Below are 23,279 nucleotides of genomic sequence, written 5' to 3'. Positions count from 1 at the left end.
TTGGGCGCTGTCTCAACGAGAGATCCGGTGAAATTTTAATACCTGTGAAGATGCAGGTTACCCGCGACAAGACGGAAAGACCCCATGGAGCTTTACTGCAGCTTGATATTGAATTTGGGTACGATCTGTACAGGATAGGTGGGAGCCTAAGAAGCATGAGCGCCAGCTTGTGCGGAGGCGACGTTGGGATACCACCCTGATCGTATCTAGGTTCTAACCTGGGTCCGTGATCCGGATCGGGAACAGTGTCAGGCGGGCAGTTTGACTGGGGCGGTCGCCTCCTAAAGAGTAACGGAGGCGCCCAAAGGTTCCCTCAGAATGGTTGGAAATCATTCGAAGAGTGCAAAGGCAGAAGGGAGCTTGACTGCGAGACAAACAGGTCGAGCAGGGACGAAAGTCGGGCTTAGTGATCCGGTGGTACCGAATGGAAGGGCCATCGCTCAACGGATAAAAGCTACCCTGGGGATAACAGGCTTATCTCCCCCAAGAGTCCACATCGACGGGGAGGTTTGGCACCTCGATGTCGGCTCATCGCATCCTGGGGCTGAAGTAGGTCCCAAGGGTTGGGCTGTTCGCCCATTAAAGCGGTACGCGAGCTGGGTTCAGAACGTCGTGAGACAGTTCGGTCCCTATCTGTCGCGGGCGCAGGAAATTTGAGAGGAGCTGTCCTTAGTACGAGAGGACCGGGATGGACGTACCGCTGGTGTACCAGTTGTTCCGCCAGGAGCACCGCTGGGTAGCCAAGTACGGAAGGGATAAGCGCTGAAAGCATCTAAGCGTGAAGCCCCCCTCAAGATGAGATTTCCCAATTCAGTAAGACCCCTTGTAGACGACGAGGTAGATAGGTTCGGGGTGGAAGTGCAGCAATGCATGCAGCTGACGAATACTAATCGGTCGAGGGCTTAACCATAATACCCAAGAAAGTGACGCAAGGCTTCGAAGCATCTTCCGATTACTTTTCGGGGAGCCCCAAACCACTTGAAGGGAACTAAAAGAACAAAGACTTTACGTACGTTTCGCTGCTAGTTTTCAGGGAATAAACAAACTCAAGTGGATTCCGGGAGGATCTTGCGAGTTTGGAAACAGCCTTTGGCGAGGTTGTACCTGAACAGAATAACGTTTGGTGATAATGGCGAAGGGGAACCACGCGTACCCATACCGAACACGGCCGTTAAGCCCTTCAGCGCCGATGGTACTTGGACCGCAGGGTCCCGGGAGAGTAGGACATCGCCAAGCACAAAAACACCTGCTCATAGGAGAGGTGTTTTTGTTGTAAATTCCATTTCTGCACCGCAGGCTTGGTAAGACAGCAGCCAGTACTTAGATACTTTTGGGGAGGGGTTAAGTTGATACTTTTTAAAGAAGGTCATAGTGACCAGGATACCCGGGTAATCGAGTCAATCGCATCGGAGTCGTTTTACAATCAACGCTTTCTTACCATTAGATTGTCGAATGAAAATAGCAATAAAGAAATAACCGGTATCGTAAAGAGCATCGACCAAGACCATCACAAAATCAATTTTTCCCATGAGAGAGGGATGGATTGGATTTCGGTTGACAACATACTTAGTGTGGAAATAAACGTGGATTAAGGATTAAAAATCAAAGGAAGCTGATCGCTCATGCGGTCGGCTTTTTTCTTTTACTACCGTTTAAACGTGATACAATAAGTACAAAGGAGTGACCGGTCCAAAATGAAAGATTATCATTGCTGTGCAACCTGTATCCATTATGAAATTCGTAAAGACACTCGGGATAAGTTTTTCTGCGGCCGATTGGGCTACGCCACCAGTCCAAAATACCAGTTCAAATGCTGGTCGCCGAAAGTACACATCTGCAAGCAAATTAAGAACGACAAGCAAGACAATCGATGAAGAATCTGTTATCGCGCTGACGATTTTTGTAATGAAAATGAAATATGTTGTTCACCTGAATGTAATGAGTGCAGTTTATAATAAGGACTAAGACCCCCCTTTTAAAATATATATCTTATGGCCCGCATCCCGTTGATGCGGGTCTCTTTTTGTATTTGGACGCGATGCGGAGTCCTCTCAAAAAAGAGCATGCTCACCGCTTCTCGCCCGTTTCTTCGATTGTCACAAATTGCTGAATAACAAAAAATCCTTTGATTCGACAACGGCGTTCGAGCAACTTTTCTAATGATATACGATAAAATATGAAAATAAATTTAGGAGAGGAGAAAATAAAGTGGAAGAGGAAGTTGTTAAATCTCTAATTTTCATTGTTTTATTCGCTGCTTATGTTGCGGTAAAAGCGGATTTCAAACCAAAAAGACCGTTTTAAGTTTCTAAGCGCCTGGCTCGCTCCACGTTGGGCGTTTTTGCGATGTCTGAAAGTAGATTCAGCAGAGAGGGATCCCGTTCAGGCAAAAATCGACGGAGTTGCAAATTCTCATGCTAAGCACACCCTGTTGTGATATGATGAAAGCGTTGCCTTTATTACATAAGAGAAATGGGGAGCATGCTATGTTTGAACATTTGGTAGTTTTTAAATTCAAGGAATCCATTTCGCAGGACGCAGAAAAGAATCTCCTGCGGATGCTGCTTGATTTTAAGGGAAAAATTCCAGGGATCGTCGATCTTAGCGCAGGTCTGAACGTTACGGGAGAAGTGGAGAATAGACACGGATACAGCTTGGGGTTGCGTGTCACCTTCGAAAATATGGAAGCGCTTCAAGAGTACGGACCACATCCTGTACATCAGGAATTTGTAAGTGCCTTGGATGGGCTGCTGGACAATGTCGTTGTAGTGGATTATCCGATGGGGGAGTGATTGGTATGAACTTTCCTCCCATGTCTCAGGAGAAACGGCTTCATAGGCTCGTTTACCCTCAGGGCAGAGTGCGAATGGTTTTGGATACGGATACATTCAATGAGATAGACGATCAGTTCGCCGTGATTTATGCTTTGCACTCCAAGGAGAGATTGCAGGTTGAAGCCTTCTACGCCGCACCTTTTCATAATGAATTGTCATCAGGTCCCAAAGACGGAATGGAAAAAAGCTACCAAGAGCTGAAGAAAATTCTGAGCGTCATGGGCCTGGAGGGAGAATATCCCGTGTATACGGGTTCGGAGGCTTATTTGCCGGATTCGGCTACACCTGTAGACAGCGCGGCGGCACGTGACCTGGTTGAACGAGCTATGGCCTCCCCGGAGGATGATCCGCTGTATGTGGCAGCCATAGGAGCGATCACGAACGTGGCGTCGGCCATTCTAATGGAACCGAAAGTGATAGAGAAAATCGTCATAGTCTGGCTGGGGGGACATGCCCTTCACTGGCCGAATACGGTGGAATTTAACCTGCGTCAAGATCTGCATGCGTCGAGAATCGTTTTGGACAGCGGCGTGCCCTTAGTATTGGTGCCATGCATGGGCGTGTCCTCGCATCTGCAAACCTCTTTGTCGGAATTGAGAGACTATGTGAAAGACATGGGCGAAATCGGCCAATATTTATACGAAACCTATGAAAAATGCAATAAAGACCATTTTGCTTACACACGTGTCATTTGGGACATTGCTACTATCGCTTATTTAAACAACGAGAGTTTAGCGTCAAGTTCCCTGGTTAACAGCCCGCTGCTTTCCGAGGATTTCCGTTGGAGCTTTGATGCTTCACGACATTTTATCCGTTACGTTTGGAGTATGAACAGGGACGGCATTTTCAAAGACTTATTCACCAAAATTTCCACTTCTCAACAGGGAAATGTGCGGTGAAAAAAGTATTTTATTTTTCAGCCTCCAGAGGCTCGCTTCCACACCGGCTATAATGTGCTTCCGGCTCAAACTAACGTCATTGGAGCCGCTGCCCATAGGAAAGCGCACCTTCAACAAAAGAATGGATAGAGATTCAGATGTATTCTGAAAACTCTATCCATTGCTAATAAAATGTCTGACATCACATTCAATTGCTTATTATTAATCGCTATAGTGGACTTCCTCTAGCTTTTAAAACACAGAGATCCTCTCCGAAGCACGTCCATATTATTGCGGGTTTGTTGTCCAGATCCCTGCCGTTTTCACGACAACGCGCGGCGGCAGCTTAAGAGTAGTTGTAATGAGCTCGGCGACATCTTCAGGCTGCATCATGCGGTCATCATCGCCTATTTTGAGCCCGGCGTTGGCCGCTAATTCTGTATTTACAGTGCTTGGGGTCAAGGCGGTGACGCGGATATTGGATTTCCGGACTTCATGGAAAAGAGATTCCGTCAATCCCATCACGGCAAATTTGGAAGCGGAGTAGGCGGAACCTGTAGCAGCGCCTCTTTCTCCGGCCGTCGAAGCCACGTTGATGATATATCCTTGCATTTGAGACAGCATAGTCGGCAATACAGCGCGAGTCACATAGTAGGTTCCCATCAGATTCACTTGCACGATACGTTCCCACTCTGCAGGATCCATGTCAAGCAATGTGCCAAATTTGGCGGTGCCGGCATTGTTAATCAGTATATCGACGGAACCCAGTTGTTCAATCAGCTTGTTAATCGCCGAGTTAACCTCGGTTTGGTTGGAAACGTCCGCAGTGGCAAAGTACGAATCTAAACCATAGCTGTTTTTTAATTCACCTTGCAAGGCTTCAAGATCGGTACTGCTTCTTGCTAACAAACCGAGACGGACTCCTTCTTTGGCCAGAGCGATCGCGGTTGCCTTGCCGATGCCTTTACCTGCTCCTGTTATAATGGCGGTTTTGTTCTCGAGCTTCATTCTCGTCACTCTCCCTTATCCATTCTTCTTTCTTTGTGAAAAAATTTTCCTCTGAACCATTATATTTATAAATGAACGTGATTACAAACGATGTGGTTGCTGCACGCACTAGCTCAATCGTAATTCCGGTTGGCCTTTTTCATTTTTCCTTGATCGCGTCCCTATATTGATAGGAATTTCTTACAAAAGCGATTTTTTCTTTAAGTTTGAATATGTTAGAATGAGTTCATTGATTGAAAATTTATAGGCCTTGTCGTCATCCTTGGAGGAAAAAAAGATGCAGCTCATCAATAAAGCAACAGTGCAGCAAAAGATCGATGCATTGAAAGACCAGAACGTTTATATTCATCTTGAAATGACCACAGGAGCGTACGCCTCGCACCACGACAGCTCCAAACATCCGGCAGCCAATTTTATTACTAATGCAGTTATTCGCTATTCCCAAGGGACAATTGCCGGAAACGGGCCCTACCGTGTCGGCTTGAGAATGTCGCAGGGCTGGGTATACTCGGAAGGGCTTACCCATTGGGACGAGACTCAGACGGAAACACTGCTTCTGGCCGGCCATGACACTCAAGGCAAGCTGGTAGTATCCTTGCAAATAAGCCGCGAGCCCTTCTAGAAGGAGAGGAGTAATACTATGGAACAACGCATTCTTGTTATACTGCCGCATCCGGATGACGAAGCTTTCGGTCTGTCCGGAACGCTGGCCAAGCACATAAAGGGCGGAGCTAAAGTTACATATGCCTGTTTGACCTTGGGCGAAATGGGACGGAATATGGGCGTGCCGCCGTTCGCCAATCGCGTAACGCTTCCGGCCATACGCAAGAAAGAGCTGGAGGAGTCCTGCCGGGCCATTGGCATCCAGGATTTGCGGCTGCTCGGCTTTCATGATAAAACGATCGAATTCGAGGATCATGAGCAGCTGGACAAACGGATAGAGGCTCTGATCAAAGAGATTGATCCTGCGCTGGTCGTCACCTTTTACCCGGGGCACAGCGTTCATCCCGACCATGATGCATGCGGGGAGGCTGTGATCCGAACGATTGAAAAGTTGCCCAAAGACCAAAGGCCGACCGTCCATTGCATCGCCTTTTCAAAAGACTGTGAGCTTGTTCTGGGGCAGCCTGATGTCGTGAATGACGTAAAAGATTTTGTGCAGCAAAAAATGGAATCGATACAAGCTCATCAATCCCAGTTTCAAGCCGCTGAATTGTTAGGCAGCAGCAAATTGAATAAAAAAGAAACCCAGCGGCGCTTTGGAACAGAACGTTTCTGGACCTATCAATTTGATTGATGTACATGTAAAGAAGAGGCCGCAACAGCGTGCCATAATATAAATATTTAGACTTCCGAGTCCCCGTCCGCGGGGATCTTTTTTTGCCTGTCGGGTTTCAAAGTTTGCTTGTCCGGTTAAAGAGTGAGACGGTATCTTTTAAGTAAATCCAATGACCAAAGGAGATGTGCTGACAAAATGGCAACAGGAGACACACAAACCAGCAGAGCTAAAGCAGGACATCCGGCAGAAGAAAAGAACACGAAATATAACAAACCTCGCCTGACTCTGGTCGAGCAAGCTGAAGACGGCAAAACAGGAGCAGAAGCGGAAGGACATCTAGCCGGCGAAGTAGAAATGGACAACGTTGTTACTACGTCGCGTAAACCACAAAGCGAAAATACAGATAAACGGCAGGATAGAAAAAAGTGAAAATGAATGTTCGTTCGAAATGTACGAATTATCTAAAGGAAATCATTCTAAGTGAGATGGTATGAGATGCAGGTTCCCCGAGACACGCCGTGTAGATTTGACTCTACACGGTTTTTTATCGTTTGAAAGGAGGTTTACAAGCAATTTTACATGCAAGCAGTCATTCATGATTTCTCCAAAAACTGGGTACGATATAACAAAGCCGGGTAAAGGAGAACTTTTATGGAGATGAATGCATACAATGTGCAAGTCGTTCAAGCGAATATCCGGGAGAAACATATAGTCAAGAATTTATATCCGCTATATCTGCACGACCTGTCTGCGTTTACGGCAGCAGATGTGGATGCCAACGGCTTATTCGATATTTCCTTTCTTGATTCATTTTGGCAGAACGAAGGGCTCATGCCGTTCTTAATTCGGGCCAACCATACTTTAGCCGGTTTCATCCTCCTGGAGACGGGCCAGTTTGCCCCAAAAACGGGGGAGGATTATTATTTAAGCGAATTTTTCATTTTAAAGAAATACCGTAGAAAAGGTGTCGGAAAGCAAGCCGTTCAGCAATTGTGGAGGCGTTACCCGGGCAAGTATCTTCTCGGAGAGCTTCACCAAAATGAGGCGGCGATAAAATTTTGGACCAGCCTGTATGAAGCCTATAATTTGAAATACAAGGATTATAGGGATGAGAAATTGTATTATCAGAGCTTTGAAATCAAAAAAGCCCAGCTGTCAAGTTGGACTCAGTGATAAATCTTTTACTATATGATACCGGGATTTATTGGTCGTGGTCCTGGGTTTCATCAGACGTTCTCGGTACCGCCATATCTTTAGCAGGAGATGTAGGATGTTTATCCGATACTGTTGCTGGCGGCGAAACCGGCAGGGTGTTATTGCTTTTAGTCGAGGGGCTGCCAGTCCTGCCGCCAGAATGAGCACAGCCAGTGAAAAGAATACATAATAAAATCAAGGATATTCGAAGAAAACCCTGCATTTTAAGTTCATCCTTCCTTGAAGTTGACTAACTAACGTTCGAGGTGCCAAAGTGTCCTTTTGTGGGGGACATGCAGTAGTGTCTACAAAACAACATTTTTTATACCCGCGAGAGCATCAAGCCCCGGCTGTAAATCACTATAAGTAAACTTTCCTTCTAATGGGTCAAGGATCTGTGATAAGTTAAAGGCAGTGCAATTATGTCAGGGGATGGTTGAGTGAATAATAAAGTTGATGAATGGATAGTAGAAGCGGATATTGCCAAAATGCAGGAAGCTATGGAAGCAGGCCTATTCAGTTCGGCAAATCTTGTCCAGGCCTACATTGAGCGTATCCGTAAATATGATCCCAAAATAAATACTATTCTAGAAATCAATCCGGACGCAGTGGAGATAGCGAAGTCTTTGGATCAAGAGCGAAAAGAGAAAGGCAGCCGCGGACCGTTCGCTTCTCAACTGCGTTCAGCAGGGGCCGTTTTACTTGCAAAAACCAACATGACGATAAAAATTTGGATGAGGCCAGACTTGCTGTTGCTGAGACGGCCATAGCAGTTTTGAAAAAGGCAGGCGCGACGATTGTAGATCCGGTTGAGCTTCCATGCGAACAGACGGAATGGGATTGGAATGTGCTGCGTTATGAATTTAAAAAATATCTCAATGATTACTTAGAGAAGCTGGATCCAACCGTGCCTGTCCATTCATTGAAAGAGGTTATAGCATTTAATATACAACACGCGGAAACAGCGTTGAAGTATGGGCAAGCCACACTGATCTGGTCGGAGGAAACAAGCGGCAAACTGACGGAACAAGATTATCTGGACAGCAAAATGAAAAATATGCAAATGTCGCGCGCACAGGGGATAGACTATGCCTTGGAGCAGCATCGTTTGGATGCACTCCTGTTTCTGGGAAATGAAGGCGGCTCCGATCTTGCAGCAAGGGCCGGGTATCCCTTGATTACCGTTCCTGCAGGATATGCCGCGAGCGGAATAACCACCCCAGGCGGCTATACGACAAAAGGACCGCAGGGCGTAACATTTGTGGGCACGGCATTCAGCGAACCGACATTGATGAAGGTAGCCTACGGTTTTGAACAAGCGACCAAACATCGCTGCCCTCCTAAGTTACAATAAATCTCCTCATGATCCCTCTTTTTTTATCGGTATAAAAACCTTGCTTTTCATCCACATTAACAAAGGTATGGATAGAATAGGAGGCGAACGGAAAATGAGCAGCAACGATTCCAGCTTACAATCGCAAAGTCAGCTATCTCAAGCGCAAAATTCGGTGAACACCGCACACAATGCTGTGACCCAAGCGCAGAGCCATCCCGGCGAACAGTTGATCAAGCAAGCGGAAACCGCGGTGCAACGGGCGGAAAGAGCAGTCGATCAGGCTGAAACGAACCGCGATCAAATGGCGGTCAATCAAGCGAAGACAGATCTGGAAGAGGATCAGGAGACTTTGCAAAACCTGGGGAATATATAGAGAAACTTTTATGGTGAATATTTTGACGTCTGTTGTGACAACGTATTTATTGGCGCGGTTACACTGCGCTCAGTTTAAAACACTTAGGGAGGCGTGAATACAGTGGCAAAGCCAGATAATCGTGCAGACAATGTGGAACATTTGCAGAAGAGCATTAACCATACGATCGCTAACATGGAAGAAGCGGAAGAGTATCTCAACGAACATGCAGAAGAAATCAGTCCGCAGGAAAGACAACAGATTGAATCAAAAAATGAGCGCCGTCGCCAAAGTCTGGACGCTTTCCGTTCGGAAATCAAGGATGAAGCCGAGCATCAGCGGCAGTCCTAAATTCTAAAATATAATAAGAAGGGAAGTTTCGACTGATGGCGACTGTACTGTACATCACTGCACATCCCCACGATCATCAAGCCTCCTACAGCATGGCTGTGGGAAAAGAATTCATAGACACTTATCGGGAAGCCAATCCACAGGATGAAGTGATCCATCTGGATTTGTACCAAATGAATATCCCGCATATTGACGCAGATGTTTTTAGCGGATGGGGGAAACTTCGTTCCGGATCTTCTTTGGACCAACTATCGGCCGCAGAAAAATCAAAAGTGGGCCGCCTGAACGAATTGGTGGAGCAATACATTGCAGCCGACAAATATGTCTTTGTGTCTCCAATGTGGAACTTTTCATTTCCGCCGACGCTTAAAGCCTATATCGATGCCATTTGTATTGCGGGCAAGACGTTTAAATATACCGAAAACGGACCGGTCGGCTTGCTTGGCGGCAAAAAAGCGATCCACATCCAAGCAAGCGGCGGAGTCTACAGTGAAGGACCTGCTGCCAGCTTTGAAAGTGGCCACAGCTATCTGAAGAAAATCATGCATTTCCATGGTGTTCCTTCTTTTGAGGGCATTTTTGTGGAAGGTATGGCGGCCATGCCCGACAAAGCCCAATCGATTAAAGAGAACGCCATTTCAAAAGCAAAAGACGCCGCGAAACGATTCTAGAACACTATGGCTGCTTCAATAGACCTGGGGAGGTGAAAATATGTCCAGCAATCAATTTTCCACGTATTACGACGGTTCCTCTAGTATGGAGTTATCCGAAGAAATTGCTGAAGGTAACGAAGTACATCAAAATGAAGAGCCTGCCTCCAATGAAGAGTGGCGCCGTTACATAGGAACGAATCCTTTCGTGGTGTAGGCCTTTTTGAAGCGCGTTCAAAGAATATAGTATTGTACACATAATGATAAAAACCCGCACCGGCGGGTTTTTGTTTTGTCCCCAATTTTTTTCTCCGTTCTGCTGAGGGAATAGATATAAATCCTTTAGGGAATCTTTTACCTAGAAAGGGGATTTGTATGCTCAATCGAAAAACAGCAGCAGCAATTCTAGCCGCTTTGTGTGTTTCAACAGCTTGCTCGCACAGCAAGCCTCAAAATAAAGCCTCTCAAACGAAGCAGCAGGCCGCAGATCATGGCAATGTGTTTGATCTAAGCAGCGATCATTACGTATTGTCTTTGAGAAATATCAATGGTGTTCCGTATTTCCACTCCAGAGATTTTGCCAGAGCGATGAATTATATGGACAAGTGGGACGCGGCAACGAAAACCTATGAGCTCGGAAACCATGATCCGGTTTTTAAAGTGGCAGCAGACTCCCTTCAAGCCCGCAAAGCGGATAAAACGCTCACTATGAGCAAAGCGCCCAGATTGGTGGATGGAGAGCTCTATTTGCCTGTCACTACTTTAAAGGAGCTTTTTGGTGATGACGTGAATTTTAGTATCGCCGGAAATCAGGCGCGGCTGCTCAGCAATCCCTCCTTTTACAGCGGGCATATCCAGGAACAGGTCAGGAGAGAAAAATTCGGCGGAAGCTACCGAATGGACACAGACAGAAATGGCCAAACGGAGGCGCGGGCAGCTGACAGAGGATTGGCATTTGCGGAGGATCCGAAGATTCCACTTTCAGCGGCCCAACGCACTCAAATGGATAACCTGATTGAAGCCTCTAAAAAATACGCGGGTGCGCCTTATGAATTCGGTGCAGGTCCTTACGCTGAAACTAGGAAGTTCGACTGCTCTTCCTTCACTCAGCATGTATATGGGAAATTTGGCGTGATCCTCAAACGGGAATCGAGGGCACAGGCAACCCAGGGGGTTGCAGTGGGACGCAACGAGCTGCGTAAAGGTGATTTGCTGTTTTTCAGTGTCGCCGACAGGTTCAAAACCAACAAGGAAGTTGACCATGTCGGAATTTATATTGGCAACATGAAGATGATTCATGCTTCACCTGCCGCTGCTGAATTCGGGGTAGTGATCTCCCCGCTGGATCAAGGCTATTGGGACCAGACCTTTGTCACCGCCCGCCGAATAGCCTTTTAACGAAGAAAGTGATAAAGCCCTCAGAAATGAATCATACTAAGCGGCTTTATCTCAGCGCGCAATGATTTATTGATTTTCATAAAGTATAAACTCGCTGGAATTGCTGCGAATATACTGCCCTATGCGTTGGATCGTTGCCGGTGAGATTTGTTGGTACCTGGCGTAAAAAGAGTTGAAAGAAGACAACATGTCCGGATCATTCTGCAGGTCCTGGGCTGAGAGATTGAAATTTTCCACACTTGCGGGGTGGCCGCTTTCTATCAGGACCTTCTCTATATCCTCAACAAAACTTACCGCTTCATGATCCTCGAAATAGCTCAGTCCCCTTTTTAACGACGGCCATCTTCCCGCTTGAGCCATAAAATAGGCGCTCCACCAATATAAGTCGGCTGGAGATTTACTCACGTGTTCATGATAAGCACGGAAGATAAAAAGCGATCGCTGTCCTTTGGTCAGTGCTGAATAAAACCGGATCTCGTCATCCCTACGTGTCCGTATATCCTTATAGGCTTGGAGCAAAGGTTGAAAGCACGCCGACCCGAGAGACCCGTCATCTAAAATGTCGAACTCTTCACGCTTGATTTTTACCAACAATATACAATCACTCCTTCCAATTGATTATAAATAAATAATGGACGGTTGATCAATAACCCAGCTTGTTTTAATGTAAATTTTTTGGCACAATAAACAAATGGTCGGTTTCGGCGGCTCAAGTGGAACAGGACGGATTGAAAAGAGGGTACCGAATGAATAAAGCATCGATTTACGGATTGACGTTGGATCAACTGACGGCATGGCTTATGAAATATGGGCATAAAGAATCCCGGGCATTGCAAGTTTGGGATTGGCTCTATAGGAAGCGGGTAACAGAGTTTTCGGAAATGGTCGATGTCAATAAAGCAGTTATTAACTTATTAGCGGACCATTTTGTCATTCAAACCTTAAACGAACATATTAAGCAAGAATCTGCGGATGGAACGATCAAGTTTTTATTCAAGCTGCAGGATGGCAATCTGATAGAAACGGTTTTGATGAGGCATAAATTCGGTCTGTCGGTGTGTGTCACAACTCAAGTAGGCTGCAATATCGGATGCAGCTTCTGTGCGAGCGGGCTGCTTTCCAAAAGCCGTGACTTGTCCTGTGGCGAGATTGTAGAACAAATTATGAAAGTACAACTGCATCTGGACCAGGAGAAGCAAGACGAAAGAGTAACCCACGTCGTCGTTATGGGGATTGGAGAGCCTTTTGATAATTTTGAAAACCTGGTGGATTTCCTGCGGGTGATCAAGGACCACAAAGGGCTCGCTATCGGTCCTAGACATATCACTGTTTCAACCAGCGGTCTTGCCGATAAAATCATTGCATTCGCCGACACCGATCTGCAGGTCAACCTGGCGGTCTCGCTGCATGCGCCAAATAACGAGCTTCGAACGCGGATCATGAAAATAAATCGTGCCATTCCCATTGAAAAATTAATGAAATCGATCGATTACTATTTGGAACAAACAAACAGGAGAATTACGTTGGAATATATTCTGCTGAAGGATGTAAATGACCGCAGGGAACATGCCGAGCAGCTGGCTGAATTGATTGGCGAAAGACGGCATCTGGCCAATGTCAACCTGATTCCGTATAATCCTGTGGATGAACACAGTCAATATCAAAGAAGCGAGCAGTCAGCGGTGCGCGCATTTTACGACACATTGAAAAAGCAAGGTATCAGTTGTACCGTTCGACTTGAACATGGAGTGGATATCGATGCGGCGTGCGGACAATTAAGAAGCAAACAGATCAAACAAACCATAGAAAGTTAACTTTAAAAAGGACACATTATCCGATCAAAGGTCGCGTATATCGCGGCCTTTTTTTTGAACAAGAGAGTGCCCCGCTGCCATAGTATGAAGAGAGCAACGCTAACTAATTTGGCGGGATAGGTGTCGAAGGCAAGCGAAGTGGTTATAAAAGAAATACAGGAATATTTACCAAAATCAGGGGGGGTTCCAATGTTAAAGGATAGTTACAAAATACTCGATAGCTTACGGTTGCCACACGGACTTTACCTGGCATCTTCGTCAACGCACTATAACTATGTATGGATCCGGGATAGCGTATACATGTCAATGCCTTACCTAGATAAACCCTGCGATACCTATGAACGGACATATCACCGTTTGCTCGACCTATTCGCGGAATACGAAGATAAAATCGAATACCATACCAAGGTAAAGCCTGAATGTACGTGGCAATTTATCCATTCCCGTTTCTCTGCGGATGATGTCAGGGAGATCACGCATGAGCCTTGGGGACATAATCAGCTTGATGCCATCGGCGCATTCCTGTTCGGCATTGGCGCCGGACTTGCCGCAGGCAAGCAAATGCTCCGGAACAATGCGGATGAACGAATCGTTGCCAAAATTGTCGCGTACCTGTCATGTATAGAATACTGGCAGTGTCCCGACAACGGAATGTGGGAGGAGGACATGGAACTCCACGCCAGTTCAATCGGCGCGTGCGTTGCCGGCTTAATCAGCCTGATTAACACTGTAGAAGTTCCGCTGGAAATAATAGATAACGGAATAGCGGCGCTGAGAGAGCTTGGTGACCGTGAGAGTGCATCAAAAGACGTGGACTTGGCGCAGTTATCGTTAATTTATCCTTATAACCTTGTCGGCCCGGACGTGGCCGAACGGATTATAGCGAAGGTGGAATCGAGTTTGCTGCGCAAACGAGGAGTTATCCGTTATGCTGGAGACAGCTACTACTCTACGTTAGAAAGCTCGCACGGACGGTACGAACAGAAATCGTTCTATTACGGAACAGAGGCGGAATGGACGTTCGGGCTGCCATGGCTGGCTCTGTGTTGTCATACGTTCGGCGACACGGAAAAAGCGTTGCATTACATCCGCCGGACCGAGGAAGTAGCGTTAGAAGGAGGGATTTTGCCGGAACTCTATTATGCAGGGACGGCAGTGCCGAATCCTAACACACCTCTTGGCTGGAGCAGCGCGATGTATATATTGGCGAAGGAAGCCGTAAATATTGGAGCTGTGGTGCGCGTATGATTGTGATTGACGCAGACCCGGGCAACCGATTCCCGGCGTACAGATGGAGGAATAACGCAAAGTTGTGAGCCGCATCGAATATAATTCGGTGCGGTTTTTTCTATGATGTGTTCCTTCGCCGGCATTACAAAAAATTTATATAAAAAGTTTTGATAAAAAGAGTTTAAACTTTTAAAATAATAAAATGAACAAAAAGGAGGACTGTATGTGGCAGTGAAAGTGGTTTTTCTGGATATCGATGGCACTATTCTCACTGAAAACAAAACAATACCAAGCAGTACAAGGCTTGCGGTCAATCAACTGCTGAACAAAGGAATCAAAGTAGTACTTGCTACGGGCAGGTCACCGTACTTCACGGCTCCGGTCGCAAAAGAACTTGGCGTTCATTCCTATGTCTCTTTTAATGGTTCAATTGCAAACCATGAAAATGAAATTATTTTTCATAAAAAATTAGAGATGGAGTATGTGCGTGAAATTATCGGCAAATGTGTCCAATTGTCACACTTAAGCGTTCTGCAGGCTTCATATTCCGTTTTTTCACCCTCCGTCAGAGAGGACGCCAGACTAACGAATTACTTCGGTTACTTTAATGTAAGTGTTCCGGAGGATATACACCTGGACTATGATAATGAGGACATTTATCAAATATATTTACATTGCCCTCAGCAACAAGAGGAATTATATAGGTTCGAAACAATGGGAATTGACCGGATCCGTTACAATGATTTTGATTTGGATATTCTTCCAAAAGGCGTCAGCAAAGCCGTGGGCATTACAGCGATGTTAAAAATGATGGATATTTCTGCAAGCGAGGCTGTTGCGTTTGGCGACGGTTATAACGATATAGAAATGCTGGGTTTAGTCGGTGTGGGGATTGCGATGGGAAACGCCGAAACTGCTCTAAAACAAGCTGCAGACTTTGTAACAAAACCTGTTCACGAAGACGGTATAATGTTCGGCTTAAAAAAAATCGGTCTTCTGTGAATTGTACTTAATCATGATTTCAAGAGGAATAGCGTGAAAAAAGGCAGATAATAAAAGATATATTGAACTGAATACGCTTAACCGATAAAAATAATAATTATTTTTCATATCACTGTATTTTTTGCTGTTTTCACTTTTCTCGATATAGGATTATGATATACCACGTAACAAAAATTCAAAGCCATTATTCGCTGAATTTCCGAAGCGGAAAACGGGGGAACCATCTGATGAGCGAATGAATGATCATTCGTCATTTGGGGTGAATCATTGACACTTATTAAGAGCGTCAATGTAGGGCGACTCTGAACGCCCGAATCCGACAGCTAACCTCGTAAGCGTTGTTAGAGAGGGTGAACAACTTGGGCTCCGATTGGAACCACAGGGGATACCTCTGTGGTTATTTGTTATGCGAAATAGCAGAGACGATGGGGAAAGTTGGAAAACTACGTTAATTGCAGCTGGGGGTTCGATATGATCCATCATGTACAACTATTGGAAGCTGTCTTTATTTTATTGGCAGTTCTGGCAATCTGGTATGCCGTGTCTAACTTCACTTCCTTCAAAAGGGTGTTGGTTGGCCGTCCGATGCGAACCAGTGAACTTTACGCAAAACATAACAAATTGTTTTGGGTCATCGCATTACCAATACTCTCTGCAGATTTATACTCTTCTGTTGCCTACGGTCCCGAAGCCGGAATGACGGAGTTGCTGAGGCTGGGGAGTGCAGCTCAATGGCTCATTCTGCCAATTACGGCTTCAACCGTTTTATTATTGGCTATACTCATTGTTTCTTACATTATGGGGATTATTGCCTATCCGAGCGGCGGGGGCGCTTACTCCATCGCTAAAGATAATTTCAAGAAACCCTGGGCATCTTTGGTCGCATCCAGCTCTCTGCTTGTGGATTATATCTTAACCGTAGCTGTCTCCGTGTCGGCGGGAATTCAGGCGGTTTCATCGGCCTATCCTGTGATCGCACCTTACAAAACTACGTTGGCGCTGCTGTGTGTCATGTTATTAGTTATCGTGAATTTGCGTGGCGTGGCGGAGTCTGCCAGCATCTTTGCCTGGCCGACCTTTTGGTTTATGGGAAGCATGCTGCTCGTCATTTTTATGGGCTTCGCTGATGAACTTCGATTCGGCTTTATCCAACCCTCAACTCCAATTTTTGGAACTATGCCGGAAGGCATCACGATGCTTTTGATCTTAAAAGCTTTCAGTTCCGCCTGTTCGGCATTGACGGGAATAGAAACGATATCCAATGCTGTTCCGGTGTTCCGCGATCCCCAGCAAAAAAGTGCCATCAAGACATACATCGCATTGGGAGCAATAACCGGACTTACTCTAATGGGAATCGCTTATCATCTTTATGTCCAAGGCATTCAAATTAATCCGGACAAGACAATGCTGTCTGAACTCGCAGAACACTATTTTGGCCATGGAATTTTATATCAAATCATCATTTGGTCGACTTTTATCGTCCTGATCTTGGCTGCCAATTCGACTTTCACCGGATTTTCTCAACTCTCCGCCATTGTTGCGGCAGACGGCTTCTTGCCAAGAGCGTTCACCAATCGCGGCGACAAGTTGGGCTATTCAAATGGTATTTTGCTGCTCGCCGGATTCGCCTGTATTCTCATTGCCGTGTTCCAAGCGCAAACCAACGCATTGATTCCCTTGTATGCCATCGGCGTTTTCTTATCTTTTACCATTGCCCAGATCGGATTATGCATCCGTTGGAAAAGGGTGAAAGGCCCTATGTGGAAAGCCAAGTTCTCAGTTAATTTGATAGGTACAATAATCACCGCTTTGGTGACGGTAGTCGTGGCCATTACAAAATTTCTTGCCGGCGCGTGGATTGTGTTAATCATATTGCCATTCATTATTGGCTTCTCGGTCGCCGTGCGCAAGCATTATGACTGTATCGCAAAGGAGCTTCGCATAGATCCGAAAACCACTTTGCCGAGTCCGCACCGTGTTGTCACCATTGTTTTAGTGTCTGGTGTGCATCGAGTAGTAAATAACACCGTATCATTTGCCAAAAGTCTGGATACGCAGGTTGCTGCCCTTTATGTCGGTTTTGACGATGAATCGATCGAGAGGATGAAGAAAAAATGGGAGGAATGGGGTAATCCTTGCAAGTTAATCACGCTTCGGAGCGAGTTCCGTTCCATCCTTGGCCCATTAAGCCGATATATACACCGGTTGGAAGTAAAAGAAGGCAAGCCGGATCATATTCATTTGATCATGCCGCAATTTATCCCGAGAAGATGGTGGCACCATATTCTCCATAATCAAAGTGCATTATTGATCCGTTCCTGGTTTTTTCGCCATAAAGATGTAATTATTACGACAGTGCCTTACCATCTGCATGACTAGGTGTTAAAACAATCCAAGTATTGCCAAACAACTAAAATTCGTGGATATTCACTGTGCTGATGTTTTCGGGGCTGTGTCAGTAAGAGACAATCTTCCAATTATCGTTGATTCCATTTTTGAGGTCGAGAATTAGGTCTTGTCACTTTAAGTTAACAAAGGAATCCAGTGGAGGAGATGGCGATAGTAAGTACTCTGCTATTGTTAGTTTTACTTTGGTTTCCATAATGTATTAATATTATAGATGGCAGCAGTCATAACCGATGAACAAGTAAAAATAAGAAAGCGGGAACAGCATGGGTCGTAAATGGAACAATATTAAAGAAAAGAAAGCCTCAAAAGACGCAAATACGAGTCGAATTTATGCCAAATTTGGAGTTGAAATTTATGTAGCGGCAAAGAAGGGAGAGCCGGATCCAGAATCTAATCGAGCCCTAAAAATTGTACTTGAGCGAGCCAAAACGTACAATGTACCGAAAGCGATCATTGACCGTGCGATTGAGAAGGCAAAAGGAAGTTCAGAAGAAATATATGAAGAACTCAGATATGAAGGCTTTGGACCAAATGGATCCATGGTGATAGTAGATGCACTCACAAATAACGTGAACCGTACCGCTTCGGCTGTGCGTTCTGCTTTTAATAAAAACGGCGGGAGCATGGGTGTAAGCGGATCAGTGTCATATATGTTTGATCAAACTGCTGTCATTGGCCTGGTGGGTAAAACCACAGATGAAGTATTTGAGATATTAATGGAAGCGGATATAGACGTACGGGACATTTTTGAAGAAGATGAGTCCGTTATCGTTTATGCTGAACCTGACCAGTTCCAAGCACTGCAAGAAGCATTCAAGAATGACGGAATAACTGAATTTAAGGTAGCGGAACTAACAATGCTCGCACAAAATTACGTAACACTTCCGGAAGACACCCAGGCACAATTTGAAAAAATGATAGATGCATTAGAGGAGCTGGAAGACGTTCAACAAGTATACTACAATGTGGATTTTACTGATTAATCTGAATTCCTGTCATGAAAAATGAGGTCGACCAGAAAGATCTGGTGACCTCATATTACGAACAGGAGTAATGTTGAACAGAAAAGCTTACAATAATTTATTGTTGACCCTCTGTGTAAATTTGGAAGGTTACACCGAATTTATCCGTTACAATACCGAAAGATGGGCTAAAATGAGTTTCTTGCAGCGGCATGTTCACTTGACCACCTTGCTGCAAGGCTTCATAAATTCGTTTTGATTTTTCCGCGTCGTTAGTTGAGAGACAGATAGTTACTTGATTTCCACTTTGATGGGGCTGACCTGGAAATGTATCAGAAAACATAAGCTCCGATTCGTCAACTTTTAACATAGCGTGTGCCACACGATCCTTTGCAGTTGCCGGTAAAGGGAATTCGGGGTTTTCCGGCATCTCACCGAAAGTTTGGTTAAAGAGTAGTTTAGCATCCAATGCTTTTTCGTAAAATTGAATTGCTTCCTTAGCATTTCCATCCATCACTAAATAGGGGGTCAATCGTAGTGTCATGATTATTCAGCTCCTTAGGTTCTAATTGATTTTTGTTCGTTTCTACCATGCTCCATACTTTTAATAATCGTCCAGGGCACGCACCGTTTGATACTTGACAATGAAAACCATTACACCTCCCATTGTTACCCATAATTCTATTGTATAACATAGAACGTATGTTTGCAATCTGTGAATTCAGATCCCGTTCAGCGCCCGCTGCATGAGCGGCATACAGCCATTAGATTTTCGATTTAACTTTACATGACCATATTTAGAAGCCCGTATTCCACTAGGGAGTTACGGGCTTCGTCATGAGCCGGCCGTAGTTGAAGGTATTTTAGCAAAGGGGGCGAATATATGACTCAACTGCTTAACGGGAAGGGAGACAAGGATGAGCTTTGATGAACAAAAGCGGAAATCTAGACTATTTTCATTTGGGCGGGGCCGACGGACTGAGAGCGCTGGCATGCTTAGCGGTGATCTTTCATCATATCGCCCAACGTTTGTCGATGCGGCAACAATTCGGCTGGGTTCAAGAAATACAGTCTTTGCTGCTTGCGGGCAATGCGGGTGTGAGCGTGTTTTTCGTCTTAAGCGGATTTTTATTGTCTATTCCTTTCTGGCGGAACTACTTGGACCAGAAGGGTCTCCCTGATATAAAATACTATCTATTCCGACGTGCAGTGCGAATAGCACCAGGTTATTACTTCGTCTTTCTCATTTGCATGACTATTGTACTTCTGCTTAAAGTTCCTAGTGAACATTTCTGGCTGCGTGCCGCCGCCGGTTTAACCTTCACATCCGCTTTTTGTGAACGGCAGTGCTAAAATCCCCAATAATGGCACTTGAAAATTCCCCATAATCGGCAGACACTCTTCCTTATGGGGGAGAGACAATGATCAGGAATGGGGAGTTTTACGTGATTCAGCACATGACACAAAAAGGAATGAGCAAGACGCAAATCGCCGAGGAACTCGGCCGTGACCGGAAGACCATCGGGAAGTGGCTCCGGGAAGACGGTCCGCAAGCTTACAAGCGGCAAACGCCGAAACCGAGCATCCTGGCGCCGTTCCAAGACTACATCCGTTCGCGAATGGAAGAAGGCTGCCTGAACGCAGCGGTACTGTTCGACGAAATCAAAGCCAAAGGCTACATGGGCCAGATCCGACTATTGCGTTCGTTCATGGAGCCACTGCGGCCAGCGGTGCTCGCCAAAGCGACCGAACGTTTTGAAACGCCGCCCGGCAAACAAGCGCAGGTGGACTGGGGACATTTCAAAGTCGAATGGAAGGGCGAGGCGAAACGGCTGTATGCCTTCGTCATGGTGCTTGGCTATTCCCGGATGATGTACCTCGAATTTACGGAAGACGAACGACTGGATACGCTGATGGGCTGCCATGTCCGGGCGATGCAGTATTTCGGCGGCAGGCCGGAAACCGTGCTCTACGATAATATGAAAACCGTTGTCACCGGTGTGGACGATCAGGGCCACCCGGTATGGAATGAGCGGTTCGCCCGTTTTGCCGCTCATCACGGGTTCCTGCTCCGGCGCTGTGCGCCGTATCGTCCACGCACCAAAGGGAAAGTGGAAAACGGTGTCGCGTATGTACGCAAAAACTTTTGGCCGCGCGTGCGCACCTTTACCGGTTTGACCGATCTGAACATCCAAGCCCGCTTGTGGCTCGATACGGTGGCCAATGTCCGTATCCACGGCACCACGCATGAAGTGCCGCTGCAGCGTTTACAGCAAGAAGTTCTGCAGAAGTTTAATGTGCGCCCCTTCGATGAAGCGGAGCGGCATGCCCGCAAAGTGTCCGCCGACTCCCTGATCTCCTATGCGGCGAATCGCTACTCGGTGCCCTGGCGGTATGTGGGGCAAACAGTGGAGGTGCAGGATGAGCGCAATGGCCGCCTCCGAATTTTTGCTGGGGACAAGCTCATCGCCGAACACGACAAAGCCACTGGGCACCATGAGGTGGTCTTCGACCGCAAGCATTCCGAAGGCATCCGCTCCGCAGTCGGGAAGCCCAAGCAGCTGCCCATGCCGCGCTTAGTCCAGCAAGCGTTGCCCGACGTGGTCGTGCGCGATCTGTCGGTCTACGAGGCGTTTCTGAATGAGGCGGTGATCCAATGATGGTGGTCACCGAACGGTTACAAGAGGCTTTCGAAGAACTCGGGTGGAGCCGGATTCCGGAGATTCTGCACCACCATGCCGAGGAAGCGGCGGCACAGAACCGGACATATCTGGAGTTTCTGGATGGGCTGCTGCAGGAGGAACTGTCCGCTAAGCATGACCGGTTCATCCGCATGAAAACCCGCATGGCACACTTACCGTACCACAAAACGCTCGATCAGTTCGACTTCGGCTTCCAGCCGTCGGTCGAAGAGCGGCGCATCCGGGACCTGGCGACACTGCGCTTTGTCGAGCACCAAGAGAATCTGGTCTTTTTGGGGCCGCCCGGTGTGGGTAAAACCCATTTGGCCGTAGCACTCGCGCTGGAGGCGATTAAACGGCGCTACACGGTGTATTTCACCACCGCACACGATTTGGTACAGACCTTGCAGCAAGCGCATCTCAATAACACGATTACGCAGAAAATGAGGGCGCTCACCAAACCGAATCTGCTGATCATCGACGAGATCGGCTACCGGAAGATGGATGAAACTGCCGCCCACTTCTTCTTCCAGATCATCGCGGAGCGCTACGAGTCTGGCTCGATCATTCTCACCTCTAACAAGTCTTACGGCGCCTGGGGAGAAATCTTTGGGGACTCGGTCCTCGCTACCGCCATCCTCGACCGCCTCCTCCATCACTCCAGCACGATTAACATCAAGGGGGAGAGCTACCGAATCAAAGAGAAGAAAAAAGCCGGATTTTTCCGACCCGATCCGGATGAGGAAAAAGAAAATTAAATAGATTTTCACCGGCCTCACGCGGGCCTTCTACTTGCACCTTTTGGGGAAAATTCAAGTGCCGGTTTTGGGTAATTTTCGTTTGCAGTTGACATTTTCACTATGTCACTTTATTTCCATCCGATGTGAACGGTCCCCTATGGTCGATTGGGTTTGAAGTGTTTTGCTATGCCCTGATGCCTCTATTCATGGCGGGACTGTTCGTAATTGGAAAGAAACGTTCTTTTCTTAAATCGATGGGATATTGGATCATAGTCCTTCTGTTCATCCTGGCGTTAAATCACTTGGTCCATTCTATGCTTACTCCTGGGAATGATAAGAGGGGGTGGCAATATGGGTTGATCGGGGGGGCCAAGTATTGGATGCCAAACTACAACCCGATTGGCTTCTTTGGACACTTCACGGTAGGGATTGTAGCCGCAGGGATCACGACAAGATTGCAACTACCGTCGGTCAAGATTACGAAATTCGCGAGTACAGGCGGCTTTGATTTCTTGGGGTGTGCAGGTTTGTTGTTCTCGCTCCTGTTGCTTTGGATCCTACGCAAGTCGCCGGAGTTTAGTGTAAGCTGGCAGAACCAGCCTTACTTCTTCCCTTACTTTGCTATTCTTATTGCCATTCCATTGGTAACAGCGCCTTATTCCATCTTCTTGCGTAAGTTGCTCGATAATAGATTCTTCAGATTTACTGCCAAGGTATCTTTCGGCCTATATTTATGGCACCATTTGATAATCACGATGATGTCTATGTATTGGGCCAAGGATTATCAATTCATGGGTATCGCCAGCTTAGAACGTTGGGCAATCCTTTCAATGACAATATTAGGCCTATCATATCTAATTGCGGCGATATCTTATTACTTGATTGAGAAACCCGCATTGGACTGGGCACATAGACTACGGAAAAGACAGTCAATCCCGATCCAGTCTGATCAGATAGGAAGTGGTATTTGATGACACCAGAACATTCAAAGACCATTGAATTACTTACACATTCAGTTTCCCAGCACTACCGTTATGACGCATTAATTCTCATAGGCTCCGTCGCCAGAGGGGAAGAAACGGAAGGTTCCGATGTGGATTGTATACTTGTTGATGCGCGATCCCCAAAAGGGGAACCGCAGGGAGCGTAGCTCCCTGCGCA

General features: G+C 46.4%; 26 protein-coding genes, 2 rRNA genes, 1 pseudogene and 1 riboswitch (1 of these 30 only partly in view). Of the genes and pseudogenes, 26 read left to right on the top strand and 3 right to left on the bottom strand.

Annotated features, from left to right (window positions below; all coding sequences use genetic code 11):
- The 5 genes from ACZ5N7_RS04930 to ACZ5N7_RS04910 form a co-directional block, all read left to right on the top strand.
- Positions 1-910, top strand: a 23S ribosomal RNA gene (locus ACZ5N7_RS04930) (it extends 2,016 nt beyond the left edge of the window).
- Positions 911-1,119: 209 nt separating this feature from the next.
- Positions 1,120-1,236 (top strand): 5S ribosomal RNA (rrf, locus tag ACZ5N7_RS04925).
- A gap of 62 nt (positions 1,237-1,298) precedes the next feature.
- A complete protein-coding gene (locus ACZ5N7_RS04920; RefSeq protein WP_464657935.1) occupies positions 1,299-1,592 on the top strand; it encodes a YolD-like family protein in 294 nt (97 codons plus the stop codon).
- An 894-nt stretch (positions 1,593-2,486) separates the two neighbouring features.
- The gene (locus tag ACZ5N7_RS04915; RefSeq protein ID WP_464657933.1) at positions 2,487-2,792 is read left to right on the top strand and encodes a Dabb family protein; all 306 of its coding nucleotides are present in this window, start codon (positions 2,487-2,489) and stop codon (positions 2,790-2,792) included.
- 5 nt (positions 2,793-2,797) lie between these two features.
- The gene (locus ACZ5N7_RS04910) at positions 2,798-3,733 is read left to right on the top strand and encodes a nucleoside hydrolase (RefSeq protein WP_464657931.1); all 936 of its coding nucleotides are present in this window, start codon (positions 2,798-2,800) and stop codon (positions 3,731-3,733) included.
- A 267-nt stretch (positions 3,734-4,000) separates the two neighbouring features.
- Here the strand turns inward: ACZ5N7_RS04910 and ACZ5N7_RS04905 are convergent, their stop codons facing one another.
- Positions 4,001-4,720 carry a 3-ketoacyl-ACP reductase gene (locus tag ACZ5N7_RS04905; protein WP_464657929.1) on the bottom strand — a complete coding sequence of 240 codons (720 nt, stop codon included), beginning with the start codon at positions 4,718-4,720 and terminating at the stop codon, positions 4,001-4,003.
- Between the two features lie 277 nt (positions 4,721-4,997).
- Here ACZ5N7_RS04905 and ACZ5N7_RS04900 point away from each other — a divergent pair, with 277 nt between their 5' ends.
- The 11 genes from ACZ5N7_RS04900 (at position 4,998) to ACZ5N7_RS04850 (ending at position 11,280) form a co-directional block, all read left to right on the top strand.
- A complete protein-coding gene (locus ACZ5N7_RS04900) occupies positions 4,998-5,342 on the top strand; it encodes a YojF family protein (RefSeq protein ID WP_464657927.1) in 345 nt (114 codons plus the stop codon).
- An 18-nt stretch (positions 5,343-5,360) separates the two neighbouring features.
- Positions 5,361-6,017 (top strand): bacillithiol biosynthesis deacetylase BshB2, encoded by a 657-nt coding sequence (bshB2, locus tag ACZ5N7_RS04895; RefSeq protein WP_464657925.1) that lies wholly within the window; start codon positions 5,361-5,363, stop codon positions 6,015-6,017.
- Between the two features lie 177 nt (positions 6,018-6,194).
- Positions 6,195-6,428, top strand: a complete 234-nt coding sequence (locus tag ACZ5N7_RS04890) for a hypothetical protein (RefSeq protein WP_464657923.1) — start codon at positions 6,195-6,197, stop codon at positions 6,426-6,428.
- 222 nt (positions 6,429-6,650) lie between these two features.
- On the top strand, positions 6,651-7,172 hold the full coding sequence (locus ACZ5N7_RS04885; protein WP_464657921.1) for a GNAT family N-acetyltransferase: 522 nt from the start codon (positions 6,651-6,653) through the stop codon (positions 7,170-7,172).
- A gap of 461 nt (positions 7,173-7,633) precedes the next feature.
- Positions 7,634-7,963 carry a hypothetical protein gene (locus tag ACZ5N7_RS04880; protein ID WP_464657920.1) on the top strand — a complete coding sequence of 110 codons (330 nt, stop codon included), beginning with the start codon at positions 7,634-7,636 and terminating at the stop codon, positions 7,961-7,963.
- The gene (locus tag ACZ5N7_RS04875; protein ID WP_464657918.1) at positions 7,924-8,547 is read left to right on the top strand and encodes an amidase; all 624 of its coding nucleotides are present in this window, start codon (positions 7,924-7,926) and stop codon (positions 8,545-8,547) included. Before ACZ5N7_RS04880 ends, ACZ5N7_RS04875 begins: the two co-directional genes overlap by 40 nt.
- Before the next feature lie 94 nt (positions 8,548-8,641).
- On the top strand, positions 8,642-8,902 hold the full coding sequence (locus tag ACZ5N7_RS04870; RefSeq protein WP_464657916.1) for a hypothetical protein: 261 nt from the start codon (positions 8,642-8,644) through the stop codon (positions 8,900-8,902).
- A gap of 102 nt (positions 8,903-9,004) precedes the next feature.
- Complete coding sequence (tlp, locus tag ACZ5N7_RS04865) at positions 9,005-9,232, top strand: small acid-soluble spore protein Tlp (RefSeq protein WP_464657914.1); 228 nt, start codon at positions 9,005-9,007, stop codon at positions 9,230-9,232.
- Positions 9,233-9,267: 35 nt separating this feature from the next.
- Positions 9,268-9,903: an FMN-dependent NADH-azoreductase gene (locus ACZ5N7_RS04860; protein ID WP_464657912.1), complete on the top strand. Its 636-nt coding sequence runs from the start codon at positions 9,268-9,270 to the stop codon at positions 9,901-9,903.
- Positions 9,904-9,943: 40 nt separating this feature from the next.
- On the top strand, positions 9,944-10,099 hold the full coding sequence (locus ACZ5N7_RS04855) for a hypothetical protein (protein ID WP_464657910.1): 156 nt from the start codon (positions 9,944-9,946) through the stop codon (positions 10,097-10,099).
- A 158-nt stretch (positions 10,100-10,257) separates the two neighbouring features.
- Entirely contained in the window at positions 10,258-11,280 is a 1,023-nt protein-coding gene (locus ACZ5N7_RS04850) for a C40 family peptidase (RefSeq protein WP_464657908.1), read from the top strand.
- A 66-nt stretch (positions 11,281-11,346) separates the two neighbouring features.
- On the opposite strand, the gene ACZ5N7_RS04845 is transcribed toward ACZ5N7_RS04850, so the two are convergent.
- Complete coding sequence (locus ACZ5N7_RS04845) at positions 11,347-11,874, bottom strand: hypothetical protein (RefSeq protein ID WP_464657906.1); 528 nt, start codon at positions 11,872-11,874, stop codon at positions 11,347-11,349.
- 152 nt (positions 11,875-12,026) lie between these two features.
- Here ACZ5N7_RS04845 and rlmN point away from each other — a divergent pair, with 152 nt between their 5' ends.
- The 5 genes from rlmN to ACZ5N7_RS04820 all read left to right on the top strand — a co-directional run bounded on the left by rlmN (position 12,027) and on the right by ACZ5N7_RS04820 (position 18,718).
- Positions 12,027-13,094, top strand: a complete 1,068-nt coding sequence (gene rlmN, locus ACZ5N7_RS04840; protein ID WP_464657904.1) for a dual-specificity RNA methyltransferase RlmN — start codon at positions 12,027-12,029, stop codon at positions 13,092-13,094.
- 189 nt (positions 13,095-13,283) lie between these two features.
- Positions 13,284-14,342 carry a glycoside hydrolase family 15 protein gene (locus tag ACZ5N7_RS04835; protein WP_464657902.1) on the top strand — a complete coding sequence of 353 codons (1,059 nt, stop codon included), beginning with the start codon at positions 13,284-13,286 and terminating at the stop codon, positions 14,340-14,342.
- Between the two features lie 207 nt (positions 14,343-14,549).
- Positions 14,550-15,326: a Cof-type HAD-IIB family hydrolase gene (locus ACZ5N7_RS04830; RefSeq protein WP_464657900.1), complete on the top strand. Its 777-nt coding sequence runs from the start codon at positions 14,550-14,552 to the stop codon at positions 15,324-15,326.
- 179 nt (positions 15,327-15,505) lie between these two features.
- A riboswitch (cyclic di-AMP (ydaO/yuaA leader) is annotated at positions 15,506-15,680 on the top strand.
- Between the two features lie 117 nt (positions 15,681-15,797).
- On the top strand, positions 15,798-17,705 hold the full coding sequence (locus ACZ5N7_RS04825) for an APC family permease (protein WP_464657898.1): 1,908 nt from the start codon (positions 15,798-15,800) through the stop codon (positions 17,703-17,705).
- Between the two features lie 293 nt (positions 17,706-17,998).
- Positions 17,999-18,718 carry a YebC/PmpR family DNA-binding transcriptional regulator gene (locus ACZ5N7_RS04820; protein ID WP_464657896.1) on the top strand — a complete coding sequence of 240 codons (720 nt, stop codon included), beginning with the start codon at positions 17,999-18,001 and terminating at the stop codon, positions 18,716-18,718.
- 97 nt (positions 18,719-18,815) lie between these two features.
- Here ACZ5N7_RS04820 and ACZ5N7_RS04815 read toward each other — a convergent pair whose 3' ends face one another.
- Entirely contained in the window at positions 18,816-19,241 is a 426-nt protein-coding gene (locus tag ACZ5N7_RS04815) for a VOC family protein (RefSeq protein WP_464657894.1), read from the bottom strand.
- A 383-nt stretch (positions 19,242-19,624) separates the two neighbouring features.
- Between ACZ5N7_RS04815 and ACZ5N7_RS04810 the strand changes: the two genes are divergently transcribed.
- The 5 genes and pseudogenes from ACZ5N7_RS04810 to ACZ5N7_RS04790 all read left to right on the top strand — a co-directional run bounded on the left by ACZ5N7_RS04810 (position 19,625) and on the right by ACZ5N7_RS04790 (position 23,268).
- Entirely contained in the window at positions 19,625-20,050 is a 426-nt protein-coding gene (locus tag ACZ5N7_RS04810; RefSeq protein WP_464657892.1) for an acyltransferase family protein, read from the top strand.
- A gap of 68 nt (positions 20,051-20,118) precedes the next feature.
- Entirely contained in the window at positions 20,119-21,357 is a 1,239-nt protein-coding gene (istA, locus tag ACZ5N7_RS04805; protein ID WP_464654789.1) for an IS21 family transposase, read from the top strand.
- On the top strand, positions 21,357-22,136 hold the full coding sequence (gene istB, locus ACZ5N7_RS04800; protein WP_464659088.1) for an IS21-like element helper ATPase IstB: 780 nt from the start codon (positions 21,357-21,359) through the stop codon (positions 22,134-22,136). The genes istA and istB overlap by 1 nt, the downstream gene beginning before the upstream one ends.
- A 119-nt stretch (positions 22,137-22,255) precedes the next feature.
- Positions 22,256-23,089: pseudogene (locus ACZ5N7_RS04795) on the top strand (acyltransferase family protein); the annotation flags it as partial.
- Entirely contained in the window at positions 23,089-23,268 is a 180-nt protein-coding gene (locus ACZ5N7_RS04790) for a nucleotidyltransferase family protein (RefSeq protein ID WP_464657891.1), read from the top strand. The pseudogene ACZ5N7_RS04795 and the gene ACZ5N7_RS04790, both read left to right, overlap by 1 nt.
- Positions 23,269-23,279 lie beyond the last annotated feature (11 nt).

This window comes from Paenibacillus sp. JCM 18996 (assembly GCF_055392555.1).
Note: the sequence above shows the minus strand (reverse complement) of the source record. Positions and strands in the feature narration are given on the sequence as shown.